Raw genomic sequence first — 14756 nt, 5'->3', positions numbered from 1 at the left:
GCTACCTGCCGATAAAGACGCTAGCGAAGGATTGGCCGAACTGGCTGACCAGTGCCGCCACGGAGAAATAGAAAAGGAACAGGCCGCCGAGCAGCAGGTACGGGGTCGATATGAAGTACACCGGAATCTGCGGCGCGAGCTTGTTGATGAAGCCGATGGCGATGTTGAACATCAGGCCGTAGATCAGGAAGGGACTCGAGAGCCGCAGCATGATCATGAAGGTCGACGACAGCGTGTCGGTGAACGAGATCAGCGTGCTGCGCATCTGCAGGATGCCTCCGAAAGGCATCGACGTGTAGGAATCCACCAACGCCCGGAACACGATGTGATGAAAGTCCATCATGAACAGGATCATCATGCCGGCGAAGGTGATGAAGCCTGAAAGGCTGGTTTCGGGGGTATCTTCGAAGATGTCGCCGGCGCTCGGCTGCGTGTATCCGACCATCATGGCGATGACACTGGCCGCGAACTGCAGACCGGCCGTGTAGACCCGGGCGAGCATGCCGTACATCACACCGATCAACGATTCGCTGAAGATGTAACCGATATAGGTGGCGTTCGCCGTGTGGACGATCGGATAGACCGTGTCCCACAGGACCGGAAGGATCGCCAGCGACAGGGCAGCACCGATGAAGACCCGCAATTGAGCCGGTACCCGCGCCGAGGAAAAGCCGGGCATCGCCAGGACGCAGCCGCCGATCCTGCAGAAAATCAGGAACAGCGCCAGAACGGTCCCTTGCGGGTCAGTTATCATGAAATAGAGCCCAGAATCTTTATCTCGATGCCCTTGGCGAGCTCTACATGCGAGAGGACCGGGAGCGTTGCGAACAAGCGTTCGATGATCATGCGCACATAGGATCGGGTTTCCGGCGAAGTGACAAGGGCGAACGGCAGGCCGCGGTCCATGAATTCACGGATAACTTTCGTTGCCTGCTCGCTGAACTCCTCGAGCATGCGCGGGTCGATGTCGAATTCGATGATCTCGCCCTTGTTGTCGCGCTTCAGAGCCTGATGGAAGGCAAGATCCCACTTGCTGCCGAGTCGCAACACCCGCAGGACGCCGTTGTCGGCAAGATCGCCACAAAGCTGCTGCGCCATGCGAACGCGAACGTGTTCGACAATCTGCTCGGTCTTGCGGACATGGGGCGCCAGTTCGGCGACGGCTTCCAGGATGAGGTGCAGGTTGCGAATTGATACGCGCTCGGCAAGGAGCAGCTTCAAGACGGCTTGCAGGCCGGAGTAAGACATATGCGACGAGCAGATCTCGTCGGCCAGCTTCTTGTATTCCGGATCGAGCCTGTCGATCAGCACCTTCACGTCCTTGTAGGAGAGAAGCGCCGGTAGATTGTTGCGGATGACTTCGCTCATATGCGTCAGCACGACGGAAACGTTGTCGATCGGCTGGAAACCTTCGCGCTTCAAGTCTTCGGAAAAAGCCTCAAGGATGGAAACGGCGGGCATGCCGAAGGCCGGCTCTCGAATCTCGTCGCCGGGAATGCTCGGCTTGCGGCCAGAGCCGGTGACGACAAGAACTTCGCCGACGCGCAGCATGTTCGACGCGACCGTCGTGCCGTGGATTCGGATCTGATAGGACTTCTCGGCGATGGCGATGTCGTCGGTCACCTTGATTTCGGGAACGACAAAGCCGTACTGCGTCGCGAACTTCTTGCGCATCTTTCCGACACGGAAGGCAAGCTCCTGATGGGCGCCGAGCAGACGGGTCGACACCATCTTGCCGAGCGCGAGTTCGATCTCCGAGGTGCGCAGCACCGACTTGACGGAGTCTTTCTCGAGTTCCTTGTTCTGGACGACCTTCTTCTCTTCCTGTTCGCGTCGAGCCTTGTTCTCGGCCTCGACCTGGCGAGGAATGAACCAGGCACCGAAGGCCAGAAGACTGGCAAGGAACATGAAGGGGACGAATGGCAGACCCGGCATGAGGCCGAGGATTGCCATCAGCACGGCGGACACCGAAAGCGCGCGCGGATAGTTGCTGAGCTGATTGACGACCGCCTGTTCGGTGGAACCGACCGTGCCGCCGCGCGACACGAGAAGGCCGGCCGCGAGCGAAACGATGAGCGCCGGCATCTGCGAGACGAGGCCGTCGCCGACCGAGAGCTTCACGAAGACGTCGGCGGCCTCGCCAATCGGCATCCCGTGCCGGAAATAGCCGATGATGATGCCACCGAAAATGTTGATGCAGGTAATCAGAAGACCGGCAATCGCGTCACCGCGTACGAACTTGGACGCACCGTCCATCGCGCCGAAGAAGGAGCTTTCCTCTTCGAGTTCCTTACGCCGGCGCTGGGCTTCCTTCTCGTCGATGATGCCGGCAGAAAGATCGGCGTCGATCGACATCTGCTTGCCGGGGATCGCATCGAGGGTGAAGCGCGCGCCGACTTCGGCGATACGCGTTGCACCCTTGGTGATGACGATGAAGTTGATGGTGATCAGGATCAGAAAGACGATCAGACCGATCACGAAATCGCCGGACATGACGAGGCTTGCAAACCCTGCGATGACGCCGCCGGCGGCATCATGGCCCTCGTTGCCGTGTGAAAGGATGACACGGGTCGTCGCGATGTTGAGCGCCAAGCGCGTCATGGTCGCGATCAGAAGGATGGTCGGGAAGGATGAGAAATCGAGCGGCTTCTGGATCCACAGCGCCACCATCAGGATCAACACCGAGAAGGCGATCGAGAACGCCAGGCCCATATCGATCAGGAAGGGAGGGATCGGCAGGAAAAGCACGCAGATGATAACGATGATGCCCATGGCAAAACCGATATCACGTACGCTAAGTCCGGCTTTCGGAAGGGGAAGTGCGGGAGGTTGCGCCATTTCGATTCCGTCTCTTCATGAGAGGTGCGGGCATGATGCCCACCAATTCGGATCGAGAACTAAATGGCGAAGCTTGCGCGAGGGTGGCTCAGAAGCCGGACTGGATGCGCGAAAACACCAGATTGGTGAAAATCGAAATCTGCGACCCGACGAACGGCGCGGAGATGCCGATGGTGACGAGGACGGCCACGATCTTCGGAACGAAGGTGAGCGTTGCTTCCTGAACCTGTGTCAGCGCCTGGAAGAGCGCGATGATCAGACCGACCACCATGGCCGCCGCGACCGCCGGGCCGGCGGAAACGAGAACGGTCCAGATCGCTGCCTGGAATAGGTCAAGTGCATCAGCTTCATTCATCGCAGGCAACCTCATATCGCCTTGCGGTTCGTCCGACTGGGCCGAACCGCTCTGTCATTTCACCTAGCTCGACGACGAGGTATCTGTCGTCGTCGGCGCCTTGTCAGACAGGGTGATTCCCGCCTGAACGAGGATATTACCGCCATCGGTCGTCGTCGCAATGATGCCGTCGGAATAAACCTTTACCGAGGCGACCGTGCCCTTCACGCTGCCGTCGGCGCTGGTCATGTATTTGCCGATGTAGCTGCCTGCCTGGGTCAGGCTCGAACTTGCCAGCAACGTGTCCAGCTTGCTGTTCGTCTGGATTGTCTGCTCGACCTGCGAAAAGCTTGCCAGCTGCGACATCTGCTCGCTCGCATCCACCGGATCCGTCGGATCCTGGTTTTTCATCTGGGCGATGAGAAGCTGCAGGAAGTTGTCGTAGTTGAGTGTTGCCTTTTGCTGTGCGCTCGAGCTGCTCGACGACGAAGAACTGTTGACGTTGGATACGCCGTCTACCGCCATGGCGCGATCTCCTTGCGAATCTGCTCGACCATCGTCGGGTGCATTTCCTGGTTGTTGAGAATGCTGTCTTCGATCGAATAGAGGCCACGGATCGCCTTCAACGCGTCAAAGGCGCGTCCGGTGGAAACCAGACCGTCAATGCGCTTCAGTTCGGCGAGGACTTCCTCGTTCTTGAAGCAAGTCAGCAACATCGTGATCGACTTGCGGAACATCGCCGTCGACTGATCCTTGCCTTCCGGATTGATGAGGATCATCTGCGCGATGAAGTAGAGCTGACGCAGAGGCGTCGTCGCGTCTTCCGGCTGGAGAACGTGGTTTTCGAGAAGGAACGTTACATCGTTCAGGAATTCCAACGCGACCTTGCGATCGACGCGCAAAACCGCACCGTTAATGAAGATCTTTTCCCCGGCTTTTAGCGAGATACGAAGTGTGCTTTTCATTTTAGTCCATCCCTGATGATGGTGGTAACGTCGATAATGCCTTGGTAGTTCGTCGACTGCCGGCGCCTGATCCGATCGCACTCTTTCAAGATCCAGATCGCGATGGAGATGAGGTTCGCCCGCAGCTGAATTTCAAGCTGGTTGTCCGGATGCTTGAGATCCTCGATAAAGCTCACCCAAACACGCCGGGTGTAGAACAATGCATCAATGGCTTCCCGGCTGTATTTCTCTTTGTCCCGCGCAATCGACAGCAGCTCGATGGACCTGTCGAGAACTTGACGCTCCCGCTCCTTCGCATCGGCAACCGAGTCCTCCATGATCTCGGAGTAAGAGAACTGATACATTCATGCATCCTTCTTTGTCTTTCATACCCTTGATCATCAAAGGTAGTTCACGAGACTCAACTGCTGGATTTTCGAGACGATGGTGTAGGCGGTCTCCAGTTGCGTCTGGAGGGTGTTGACCAGCGTCGATGCTTCCGAGGTATCCACGCCCTGGAGATCGACGAGCTTGTTCTGGATGATGCTGGACTGGGCATCGAGGGCGTCGTTGGCTTTCTCGACGCGCTCCTGCGAAAGACCGAGCTGGCTCGCCTGCGTCACGATGCCAGTCGTTGCCTGTGCCGCATAACCGATCGCCTTCGACGTGACCGTGCTCAGTGCGTCAGCGCTTACATTCTGGCTCGCCAACGCCGAGACGGTGATCGAGGCCAGCGCGAAGTAGCGCATGCCGTCCGAGTTGGAGTTGGTCGACGACGTCACGACTTCCGAGTTGCTGATGCGGCTCGTCATGTTCTGGTTCGAAGCAGCCGACCAATCGCTCCAGGCAGGCGGCGTCACGTAGGCCGCTGGCGCCACCGGCGTCGGTGCGCCGGGCGGCGGGAACGCGATCGGCGTCGACGTGCCGTTGAAGGTGTCCTGCGAGAACATCGGCTCGACGAAGTTGGTGATGAAGGTGCCCATTTCGGCGCCCGTCAGAGAGCTCACCGGCTTGCCGAGGCCGCTTGCATAAGCTTCCAGGTTGGTCTGAATAGCGGTCGTCGCGGCGGTCTGCTGATTGGTGAGCGGCTGGACATCGGTGTTGATACCCGAGAACAGGTACTCGCCGTTGAGCATCGAATTGCCGGTATCCATCAGCTGCGACAGCGCGTCACCGGCAGATTGCATGGCCACCGTGATGCTTGTCTTGTCCTGGCTGCCCTGAAGCGCGGTCAGCTTGGAAACCAGCGCATCGCCGGCCTTCTTCATGCTGTCGAGCCCGAGCTGCGATGCTTCCAAGCGCGCTGAGACGACGGAATTGCTGCCCTTAAGGGCCTTGATGCGGCTGACTTCGGCCGTGAAATTCACGCTTTTCGCCGCGCCCGAGCCGAGCGAGGCACCAATGTCGGCGTAAACGCCGGTCGTTGCTTCGAGAGAAGCGCTGACCAATTGCTTCTGCGACTGGCGGATCGTCAATCGCATTGCGTTCTGAATGGCTGAGCTAGAAATAAATGAACTTTTCATGGCTTAACTCGCTATATCCAGCAATGACTTCATCATTTCGTCGACAGCGTTGAGGATCTTCGTAGCCGCCTTGTAGGACTGCTCGATGTCGAGAAGCAGCGTCAGCTCTTCGTCGAGATTGACGCCCGTCTCGTTGGAGTATGCTTCCGTCGAACGCGAGAGCGCCGCGGAGGTGTTCTCGGAGGCCGTCGTTGCATCGCTTCGGTACTGCTCAAGCCAGCCGATCGAGTTCGAGGCGTAGTCCATGATGTTGACGTTGGACGACAGCCCAGCGGTAGCCGAGAAGGTCTGCGCGGTGCCCATCGCCGTGTAGAGCGCGTCGAGATTGTCCGAGAAGCCGCTGCTGCCCGTTGTGTTCAGGTTAGTGAGGCCCGAGATCGAGCCGTCACGCAACTTCATCGGGTCGCCGCCCTGGTTGGTGATCACGGCGGCGTTCACGGTGATCGTGCCGGCAATGCCGTCGATCACGCCGGGTGCCGTCGGTGTACCGCCTGGCGCTCCAACGGCGGTCTTCCAGACGAACAGGCCGGGTTGCGTGGTAGTGGGGGTGCCGCCGGTTTCCGAAAACATGGTGACCAGCGACTTCGCGATCTCATCGAGCTGCGACTGGAAGGTCGGAGCGATATCATCGCGCACCTGCAGCAGCGCTTGCAGGCTTCCCTGCGCCGTGCTCGTCGAACCCTTGCCGCTGCCGAGCAGCACGCCGTCAATGTAGACGCCGTTGCCCTTCGTCTGGGCAGTATAAGTGTTCTGGGCGACAAACGTGACTGTGCGCGGTATCGTATCGAAGACGACGGTGCCGTCCGTTGTGTAGAGCGCCATATCGCCGTTGTCACGGTCGACTGCGTTAACGCCAACGATCGAAGAGATCTGCTTGAGCAGCTTGTCCCGCTCGTCCAGCGCATCGGATGGATTGCCGCCGGTCGCAGTGGCGCTCTTGACGGCGTCGTTCGCCGTCTTGAACTGTGCAAGCAGCGTGTTGAGGGTCGAGACCTGCGTCGCGATTTCCTTGTCGGCGCCCTGGCGAACGGCCTGCACGGATTTCGTTGCGTCGTTCAGCGAATTGGCGACGTCCTGCGCGGCTGTGACTGCGCTCTGCGCGGCAATCGTGCTGCTCGGCGACGTGCGGAAAGCCTGGAGCTTTTCGCGAAACGTTGCCAGGTAGTTGGCCGGCGACGTTTCGTAATCGTTTCCGCCCATGATCGACTTCAGGTCGGTCAGGCCACCAAGCAGCGTCTGCTGACCACTGTCCTGCGCACTCGCCTTCAGCCACTGACGCATCAGCGCGTCTTCCTGCGCGCGGCTGATCTTCACAACCTGCGCGCCACCCAGCGAGGTGGTGATCATCGCCTGCCGGCGCACGTAGTCGCTGTTGCTGGAGTTCGAGATATTGTTCGATACGACACTGCTTTGAGTGCCGGTATTGTTAAATATGTTCTGCGCGGTATTCAGTGCGGAAGTGAGCGACATGGCTTATCCGAACCCTACTTATCTCTTGAGGTTGACGAGGACGTCCATGATGTCGGACCCCGTCTGGAACACCTTGGAATTGGCGGTGTAGCTGCGCTGCGATTCAATCATTTCGGTCAGTTCGCCGGCGAGGTCTACGTTCGAGCTCTCCAGCGCACCCGCTTGGATCGAGCCGAAGCCGTTCGTCTGCGGGAAGCCGGTGACCGTCACGCCGGACTGGCCATTGGCGCTGTAGACGTTGCCGCTCATCAGCGTCATGTTGTCCGGGCTAGCGACAGTCGCCAGCGGAACGCGGTAGAGCGGCTTAGACGTGCCGTCGGCGTACTTGGCATATACCGTGCCGTCCTTGTCGATCGTGACATCCTTGACCGGGCTGGCGGCCTGGCCGTTCGGCGTACCGCTACCCGCGAACTCCGACGCAAGCTGCGTGAAGCCGCTTACATCCATCGCGATGGAGCCGCCGGTAACCGGGTCGGTGAGCGTCATCGCGCCGGCGGACGCCATCTTGCCGTTAGCGTCGAAGGTCAATGTCGTCGTGCCAACCGCGGCCGACGAATAGGGGAACGAGGACGTGCCGCCAGTGGCCGCGTCGTCGTGGCGGTAGACTGCGACCTGCCAGGTGCCGGAGGTTGCGGCAACCGGCGGCGGACCGGGGGACGCTGGCGTCCCGGCCGCGGTCTTGGTGAAGTAGAAATCGTACTGCACGGTGTTGCCGAGCTTGTCGTAACCGACCATCGACATCTGCTTCGTGTCGGCGGTGATTGGCGCCGTGTTCGAGCTCGGAAGGTTGCCGGTAGCAACGTTCGCGTTCGAATTGAGGTTTCCGGAGAACGTACCCGTTGTCGACGCAATCGCCGTCAGACCGGACTGATTGACGTTGATCGGCACGAGTCCCGAGAAACCGTTGACGACGACGGCGGGTGCGCCAGCGTCGTAAGAATAACCCATCAGTTTGAAACCGGCGGAATTGACCAGGTTACCCTCAGGGTCCTTGGTGAAGTCACCAGCGCGGGTCAAAACCGGAACGCCATCCGGGCTCTGAACGATGAAGAAGCCGTCGCCCGAGATGGCCAGGTCGTAGCTGGACGTCGTGTAGGAGATATCGCCCTGCTCTGAGACCGATTGACGAACCGACGTCTGCACGCCGCCGGAGTTGTAGTTGCCCGAGGTCGAGGGCAGAACCAGCGACGAGAAGGCGGTCGAAACGGCCTTGTAGCCCGTCGTGTTTGCGTTCGCGATGTTGTCGGCGACGGTGCTGAGGCGGTTTGCCTGGGCGTTCATGCCGGACACGGCCGTCTTCATGCTGCCAAAAATGCTCATCTGAAAACCTCGATTCCCTTAGTAGGCTTGAAAGTATTTGGTGGGCCTTGCGTGAAGCTGTCTGGAGCTGAACGATCGTCGAGAGAATGCAGCGACAATGCTCAGGCAACACGGCCCGTTCTAAAAAAATCAGTTCCAATCAATGCAGTAGCCAAGGAAGCGCTTCGAATCGACCGGATCGAAGCCGAGCTTCTTCCGGAGCTTCTTGCGCAGCTTGGAAATATGACTTTCAACGACGTTCTCTTCGACTTCGTCGTCGAATATTCCGTAGATCGCGTTGAAGATCTGAGTCTTGGTGACGCGACGACCGCGATTTGCGATCAAATATTCGAGGATGCGGCGCTCGCGACGGGGAAGCGCAAAGACTTCGCCGTGAATTTCCGGATCGCGGCCATCCGAGAACACGCGGATCGCACCGATGTCCGTGTGGCTGGAAATCGCTTTCAGTCGACGCCGAATGGCGGCGGCTCGGGCCAGGATCTCCCGGGGATGCACCGGCTTGCGCACGACGTCGTCCACGCCACAATCAAAAAGTGCAAGCGTGTTTTCCAACGATGGCTGGTCGCTGACTGCGATAACCGGCGCCATCGTCCGATCGCGAATCGCGCGGGGCAGCTCGAAAGTCTGCTGCCCCTGGCCGATCAGGAACGCCTCGACAGCCGCGATATCAGAATCCGCCGCCGTCTGAACCCATTCGCCGAATTCATTTGGATCAAACCCTGTGGAGGGAATGCCTTCCCGCCCAAAAAGTGAAGTGTAACCATCTTTCACGAGCTCACGCTCATCAACCACTACGATCATTCGTCCGCCTCCGAATCACTTGTGGTACCTCGATGCTCTATGGGTACGAATCGCGCGATTCTGGGACAAGCTGTAGGAACTAATCGACGGGAATTAATAGTTGATTAAGAATTGAGGCGCGATTTGATCTAGATGTAGTAGCAGACCGAAATTATGCACACAAAAATTTCGTGGAAAAGTTAACAAGGTCTAAAATGTGACTTGCCTTGCCACATTGAGACAGATTCTCGCCACAATATGACACATTTCTGCTTTGTTCTGTTTTCTGCTCGCTTTGATTGAGTCAGTTCTGGCAGAAGTTGCTCGCATTGGGAGTCCATTTGCCGTAGCCAGTGGCGACCAGATTGGCGATGACCCGGCAGACATATTGCTTTTGGGCGGGGTCGTTGTTGGGTCCGGCGTGATAGCGGGCGACCGCCATTGTCCATGTTTCGTGACGGTCATGGAGGTTGCGAAGGAACCGTGCCGCGTATTCCACATTGCGGCGGGGGTCGAACATCTCCTCTGCCGACCGAAAATTCTCACCGTGGTAGTACTGGTTGATCTGCATGCAGCCGATGTCGATCAGCTTTGCGCCGGACCTGCGCGCAACGTCAACCTGCCTCAGAGCGTCCTGCTCGGAAGGGGGAAAGAAGGCTTTTCCTTCGATGTTCAGCGCGTAAGGGTAGAGCGATCCCTTGCGACCGGTCTCGGTCAAACCAACGGAATAGAGTATCCCTTCGGGGATGCCATACTTCAACGCGGCGGACTGAATCTCCTGCTCACAGGCGCTGTTCGACGCCCATGCGCTAGAGATAGACGTCGCCACTGCGGCCGCTGCCAGCGGCGCCAGGAGAAGTGCCCTCAACACTGCTTTCGCTCGAGCCATTGAAGTCTCCGCCAGTTCGCTGTCCTGATTGATTTTGGCGCTCTCTGGCCTCGCCCTGGCCCTGCTGAGCAAAGGCCTGGCCCTGCTGCTGCGCTTGTGCGTTCGCCTGATTGCCGGTGTCGGAGCGGTCGACGGGCGCCATGCTGATCGTGACGTTGTCGATCGCGTAGCCCTGGCTGCGTAGAGCCTCGATGATCTTGCCGTGGTCTTCCTTCAGCTGTCGATAGGCCGCTCCGGTCTCGACCTTCAGGTCGACGTTGAGCGCGTCGCCCTGAAGCCGCATCGTGGCCGTGACTAGGCCGAGATCGATCGGATTCATCTGGATCTTGAGCGTATTCACCACCTTGCCGGTGCTCGACCACTCAGCGGCGTTCGACAGGGATGAGCTCGCCTGCATGGCCTGCGCCCATTCCGGATCACCGGATATCGCGGCCGTCACCGCGGCAGAATTGGTGTTCTGCGCCAGACCGATATAGCGGCGCGTGTCGAGGACGGATACGCTCTCGATGCTGGCCTTGCCGCCGGACTCGGCTGGGGCATCCTTGTCCAAGCCAAGATGCATGTCCATCGACTGCCCACGGCCATCGGCGCGGCTCAGCCTGAATGTCGTCGCGTCGGTAACGCCAGCAACATCCGTGCCCGGCAGTTGAACGTCGCCCGTCGCATCGACGCTGACAGCATCGTTGTGAATGGACGTCTCGTCCTTTTGCTTGGTGCCGACCACCTGCTTGTCTTTGGGATCGGCCATTACCTTGCCGTCAGCCTTTTGGTTCGCAGCCGCCATGGCCGCAAACGCGGCTGCGGCGGCTCCGTCCGTCGGCAGCTGCTTCAATAGGCTGAGAACATCGGAGATGGCATTGTCGTTGTCGCCAGTGTTCGTGACATCAGTGGCGTCAGTCTTCGTCTCCTTGGCGCCTTTGGCCGGACGGGACGCGACGGCATCCTCTAGCACGTCGGCAGCATCCTCCGGGACGGCCTCATCGTGCTTGCCTCCGGCCTTCGTGGCGCCGCGCTCCGTCTTCTTCGTGTCTTTGTCCACGGAGCCGGACGCCTTTTCTTTCATCTCGGCGTGGGCTGCGAGCGAAGCGCTTCCAAGGTCGATCAATGCCTTCGTGCTCGTATGACGCGGCGCGCCGGACCCGCTGCCGTCTGCCGTCGCTTGCCCGGCCGCGTCATGCTTGCCGCCGCTGGCCTTGTTCAGGACGTCGGAGAACCCCCCTGCGTCCGCATCACCGCCGCTGCCCGTCTGACGGCCAGCGCCGGCCGCCGAGGCGGCCCCTGCTCCAGACGCTCCCCCCGAAACGCTGATGTCCATCATCTCAATTGCTTTCTTTGTTCAAGAGGCCGTCGATTTCATCCAGTTGCGATCGGCTTGACGTCACGAATGCGCTGAATGACGGGTCGGCGTCCTGCTGTCCCCCAACATTGGATGGCGGCGTTAGACCCGCGTCTCCGACAACAGGACCTGGAGCTGGATTTGGTATATCCCCCTGCTCCGCCTCCGGTGAGGCCGCTGCCTGTTCAGAAGTAATTTCTTGGCTATAAGATTTAGGGGTCGTCGCTTGCGTCAAGCTTGCCGGGTCCGGCGCGCGAAGCACTTGTTCCGCAATAGCTTTTGCCGCGGCCCGCAGTGCCTGGTCGCGTGGCGATAACTCCTGGTCCGGGATGGATGAGATGTTCTTCGTGGCCGCATCGATCTTGTCAGTCGGGATCGACGCCATGCCGCCATAAAAATCCGCCAGCGCCCCAAAGGCATTGTCGGAATCGCCGGCGAGCGTCTGTGCGCGGGCCGCGGCCATCCGCGCGAGATCGCCCTTGCCGGCGATCGCAGCCGCGCGGGCGATGCGAAGATAGACCTCACGCTGCCTCGCCTCATCCATGAAGGAGAGGATGCTGATGACGTCGTCGGCCTTCACCTCTTGATCGTGATTGACGAGCAGCCTCACGAACAGGTCCGCGAACTGGCTGGCATAGGGTGAATGCAGGAAGCGGCGCACATAGCGTTGCGAATAATCAAGTCCCTTGTCCACCATGCCGGCTTCGACGCAGATCGATACGGAGCGGCGCAGCGCCGCCTCCTCGACGATTGTGCCCGGTGCGGTAAGGCGCGCTTGGTCGTACAGCTTCAGCGCTTCCATCGGGCTCTTGGCGATGGTTACATTGCCGCCGACCAGCGCAAGATAGGGACCGATCTTCTTGTCTTTGTATTCGTTCGCGGTCTCGACAAGGCTCTTGGCGACGAGCAATCCCTTGCCACTGAGATACTTCCGCAGCACGTCGCTGATGCGGTTGTCGAAGTGACCGTTTACATCGCGGGCGACCAGGTATTCGAGGGTCTCCGGATTGCCGCCGCTCATCGCATAGATGAGTGCCGCATCGACATTGCGATCATCGTCGAACACCGACTGGTCGATCGTACGCAGACGCTGATCAATCGTGCCAAGCATGAAACGCTGCATCTCGGCGGCCGAGTGATCGCCGAGCACGACGGAGTCCTGCACGAACTGCAGCGACCTCAGCATCTTGTAAGGCGCGATGTCCTCCTGATCTTCCGCGTGCGCGACCGCAGCAGGCCCCACCGCGAGGCCGAGAAGCATAAGCAGAAGACGTTGGTGGTGACGGATCATGACTATCCTTGATCCGCCTGCAGCAATATTTCGATGCGTCTGTTGGTGGCATTGAACGGATCCACCTGATCCTTCAATTTGCGGTCAGCGAAGCCTGAGACCTGCGAAACCCGCTTCTCGTCGAGGCCGCCACGAACGATCATGTAGTAGGCAGCCTGGGCGCGATCCATGGACAGGCGCCAGTTCTCGTTCTCGCCCTTGTACTGGCGACCGTCAGTATGACCCCGGATGACGACAGCGCCGGGCTTGCCCTTTAGGACCTCGCCTATCTTCTCCATCGCAAGCACCATTTCCTTGCGTGGGACGGCCGATCCGATGTTGAACATGGAATCGTCGCTCTGATCGGAAATGCTGACGAGGAGGCCGCCTTCCGATGATGTTACCGTCAGACCTTCGGCGAGCTTGCCGGCTACGCCGCTAATCTGTTGGGCGATTTCCTTTTGCAGCTCTTCAGCCCGTTTCTGCTCGGCGGCCTTTTGTGCCTCAGTCTGCGGCTTTTCCTTACCCTCGACATTCTCAGACGGCATCTCCACCGACGATGCAACGTGTTGGGGCTGGCTCTCGGCCGTTTCCTCAGCCTGCTCATTCTGAGCCTTGCCGGTCAGATCCGCCGGATTCTCTGTTTCCGCCTTGGCAACTTCGGTGGCGTCTGTCGCACCATCAACGGGCGTATCCTTCGAGGCGGGCTGCTTCTTGTCGGCATGCGTGACTTCCACCTGCTTCGTCCAGAAATCAGGATCGAAGGGGTCACGATAGGCCTGACCGCCGTCGGCACCAGTTGCCGGACCGGATTCGCTGGCACCGCCCTCGCCCTTGGCGCTGACATTTGCCTGCTGACCGACTTCCTGCGCAATCTCCGCCAGCACGGAATAGGGGTTCTCGAAAAAGTCGGCTTCCGAATAATTCGTCTGGTCGCCGGAGGTCGAGGTCTGGTCATCGCCATTGGCGGCCGATGCGCCTTTGGTCGGTTCGTCCTCTTTTTCCTTCGACTTGTCCTGCTTCTGGTCGCCATCCGCCTGATCGACCGGCTTCTTCAAGCCTTTTTGCGTGGGCTTCTCGTCGGCGAGCTTGATCGGATTGAAATAGGTCGCGACGGAGGCCTTGGTTTCCTCGTTCGCAGCGTTGACCAGCCACATAACGAGAAAGAACGCCATCATGGCCGTCATGAAGTCGGCATAGGCGATCTTCCAGGCGCCACCATGCGCACCGTCGTGATCACCGCCGCCATGCCGCTTGACGATGATGATCTCGTTCTTGCCGTGATGGTGGTTTTCGCTATCACTCATTCCAGAACTTTCTTCAGGCTCGTCGCCCAGGCTGACATGCGCGTGACAAGGACGGCGTCGTCAAACTCGACGGTCAGGTCGACATCAGCCGTTTCATGATGGCGCAGAAGACCAACCTTTTCGCCGAGTGTATTCTTCAGCACGTCGAACAGTCGCGTCGGCCCCTTGACCGTCACGGTGCCGACATCACCTTCCAGCAACGCCTCACGCAGGATGCCGGCAAGATCAACGGCAGCCTTTTGTGACAGAACATCGGTCATGACAGGCGCAAGCGCCTTTGCGACCGTTGCGCTGACGAGTTCGGCGATATCGCCCGCCATCGCGTCGAGACGGGAGGCGATCAGCTCTGCGGCCTCCACCTCGTACCGGTCGCGAAGCTCTTCGACTTCACGCTGGTGCACGAGTGCGACCGTCTGCGCTTCCAGCTCATATTTCTCCGTCAGCGCCGCGGTGGCTTCCGCATAGCCGTCCGCATGAGCGTTGTGACGCTCCGCTTCGAGGTCGATCACGGGTTCGGAGGCGACGTCGGCAAACCCACCAAAGTCGCCTGCAAATTCATCCGCTTCCGCGACGGGAGCGACGACGGCAGGCTCGCCAAAATCCTTGAGGTACCGAGAGAGCAGTGCGCTCACCGAATCCACCCTTTCGCTGCAGAGGACTGCGACATGCCGTACCCCATCATGAACTGACAACTTATCCGGCACGGTTCTCGCACTGCGCCTTTGTATCGAAACTAGGGTGTCAA

Annotated in this window: 15 protein-coding genes; all 15 read right to left on the bottom strand. The window is 59.4% G+C overall.

Annotated features, from left to right (window positions below):
* Position 1: 1 nt before the first annotated feature.
* The gene (fliR, locus tag RGCCGE502_RS03505) at positions 2–754 is read right to left on the bottom strand and encodes a flagellar biosynthetic protein FliR (protein ID WP_016552786.1); all 753 of its coding nucleotides are present in this window, start codon (positions 752–754) and stop codon (positions 2–4) included.
* Positions 751–2838, bottom strand: coding sequence for a flagellar biosynthesis protein FlhA (gene flhA / locus RGCCGE502_RS03500; RefSeq protein WP_016552785.1), 2088 nt, complete (start codon positions 2836–2838; stop codon positions 751–753). Before flhA ends, fliR begins: the two co-directional genes overlap by 4 nt.
* An 88-nt stretch (positions 2839–2926) precedes the next feature.
* Positions 2927–3193, bottom strand: coding sequence for a flagellar biosynthesis protein FliQ (fliQ, locus tag RGCCGE502_RS03495; protein WP_016552783.1), 267 nt, complete (start codon positions 3191–3193; stop codon positions 2927–2929).
* A gap of 63 nt (positions 3194–3256) precedes the next feature.
* On the bottom strand, positions 3257–3697 hold the full coding sequence (flgD, locus tag RGCCGE502_RS03490; RefSeq protein ID WP_016552782.1) for a flagellar hook assembly protein FlgD: 441 nt from the start codon (positions 3695–3697) through the stop codon (positions 3257–3259).
* Positions 3688–4137 carry a flagellar biosynthesis repressor FlbT gene (flbT, locus tag RGCCGE502_RS03485; RefSeq protein WP_016552781.1) on the bottom strand — a complete coding sequence of 150 codons (450 nt, stop codon included), beginning with the start codon at positions 4135–4137 and terminating at the stop codon, positions 3688–3690. Before flbT ends, flgD begins: the two co-directional genes overlap by 10 nt.
* On the bottom strand, positions 4134–4481 hold the full coding sequence (gene flaF / locus RGCCGE502_RS03480; RefSeq protein ID WP_007530128.1) for a flagellar biosynthesis regulator FlaF: 348 nt from the start codon (positions 4479–4481) through the stop codon (positions 4134–4136). The genes flbT and flaF overlap by 4 nt, the downstream gene beginning before the upstream one ends.
* A 36-nt stretch (positions 4482–4517) precedes the next feature.
* Positions 4518–5639, bottom strand: coding sequence for a flagellar hook-associated family protein (locus tag RGCCGE502_RS03475; protein ID WP_016552780.1), 1122 nt, complete (start codon positions 5637–5639; stop codon positions 4518–4520).
* Between the two features lie 3 nt (positions 5640–5642).
* A complete protein-coding gene (gene flgK, locus RGCCGE502_RS03470; protein WP_016552779.1) occupies positions 5643–7109 on the bottom strand; it encodes a flagellar hook-associated protein FlgK in 1467 nt (488 codons plus the stop codon).
* Between the two features lie 18 nt (positions 7110–7127).
* Entirely contained in the window at positions 7128–8429 is a 1302-nt protein-coding gene (locus RGCCGE502_RS03465; RefSeq protein ID WP_016552778.1) for a flagellar hook protein FlgE, read from the bottom strand.
* A 129-nt stretch (positions 8430–8558) separates the two neighbouring features.
* Positions 8559–9230: a transcriptional activator Rem gene (gene rem / locus RGCCGE502_RS03460; RefSeq protein WP_016552777.1), complete on the bottom strand. Its 672-nt coding sequence runs from the start codon at positions 9228–9230 to the stop codon at positions 8559–8561.
* A gap of 283 nt (positions 9231–9513) precedes the next feature.
* Positions 9514–10077 carry a transglycosylase SLT domain-containing protein gene (locus tag RGCCGE502_RS03455; protein WP_040673910.1) on the bottom strand — a complete coding sequence of 188 codons (564 nt, stop codon included), beginning with the start codon at positions 10075–10077 and terminating at the stop codon, positions 9514–9516.
* Positions 10019–11416, bottom strand: coding sequence for a flagellar hook-length control protein FliK (gene fliK / locus RGCCGE502_RS03450; protein WP_016552775.1), 1398 nt, complete (start codon positions 11414–11416; stop codon positions 10019–10021). Before fliK ends, RGCCGE502_RS03455 begins: the two co-directional genes overlap by 59 nt.
* A gap of 1 nt (position 11417) precedes the next feature.
* Complete coding sequence (motC, locus tag RGCCGE502_RS03445) at positions 11418–12725, bottom strand: chemotaxis protein MotC (protein ID WP_016552774.1); 1308 nt, start codon at positions 12723–12725, stop codon at positions 11418–11420.
* A 2-nt stretch (positions 12726–12727) separates the two neighbouring features.
* Positions 12728–14011: a MotB family protein gene (locus tag RGCCGE502_RS03440; RefSeq protein WP_016552773.1), complete on the bottom strand. Its 1284-nt coding sequence runs from the start codon at positions 14009–14011 to the stop codon at positions 12728–12730.
* Entirely contained in the window at positions 14008–14643 is a 636-nt protein-coding gene (locus RGCCGE502_RS03435) for a hypothetical protein (RefSeq protein ID WP_040673933.1), read from the bottom strand. The genes RGCCGE502_RS03440 and RGCCGE502_RS03435 overlap by 4 nt, the downstream gene beginning before the upstream one ends.
* Positions 14644–14756: the final 113 nt, after the last annotated feature.

Origin of the sequence: Rhizobium grahamii CCGE 502 (genome assembly GCF_000298315.2) — a bacterium.
Taxonomy (GTDB): Bacteria; Pseudomonadota; Alphaproteobacteria; order Rhizobiales; family Rhizobiaceae; genus Rhizobium; species Rhizobium grahamii.
Note: the sequence above shows the minus strand (reverse complement) of the source record. Positions and strands in the feature narration are given on the sequence as shown.

Coding starts and splice junctions, on each gene's coding strand:
- fliR (WP_016552786.1), bottom strand. CDS start 754: ATGATAACTGACCCGCAAGGGACCGTTCTGGCGCTGTTCCTGATTTTC.
- flhA (WP_016552785.1), bottom strand. CDS start 2,838: ATGGCGCAACCTCCCGCACTTCCCCTTCCGAAAGCCGGACTTAGCGTA.
- fliQ (WP_016552783.1), bottom strand. CDS start 3,193: ATGAATGAAGCTGATGCACTTGACCTATTCCAGGCAGCGATCTGGACC.
- flgD (WP_016552782.1), bottom strand. CDS start 3,697: ATGGCGGTAGACGGCGTATCCAACGTCAACAGTTCTTCGTCGTCGAGC.
- flbT (WP_016552781.1), bottom strand. CDS start 4,137: ATGAAAAGCACACTTCGTATCTCGCTAAAAGCCGGGGAAAAGATCTTC.
- flaF (WP_007530128.1), bottom strand. CDS start 4,481: ATGTATCAGTTCTCTTACTCCGAGATCATGGAGGACTCGGTTGCCGAT.
- RGCCGE502_RS03475 (WP_016552780.1), bottom strand. CDS start 5,639: ATGAAAAGTTCATTTATTTCTAGCTCAGCCATTCAGAACGCAATGCGA.
- flgK (WP_016552779.1), bottom strand. CDS start 7,109: ATGTCGCTCACTTCCGCACTGAATACCGCGCAGAACATATTTAACAAT.
- RGCCGE502_RS03465 (WP_016552778.1), bottom strand. CDS start 8,429: ATGAGCATTTTTGGCAGCATGAAGACGGCCGTGTCCGGCATGAACGCC.
- rem (WP_016552777.1), bottom strand. CDS start 9,230: ATGATCGTAGTGGTTGATGAGCGTGAGCTCGTGAAAGATGGTTACACT.
- fliK (WP_016552775.1), bottom strand. CDS start 11,416: ATGATGGACATCAGCGTTTCGGGGGGAGCGTCTGGAGCAGGGGCCGCC.
- motC (WP_016552774.1), bottom strand. CDS start 12,725: ATGATCCGTCACCACCAACGTCTTCTGCTTATGCTTCTCGGCCTCGCG.
- RGCCGE502_RS03440 (WP_016552773.1), bottom strand. CDS start 14,011: ATGAGTGATAGCGAAAACCACCATCACGGCAAGAACGAGATCATCATC.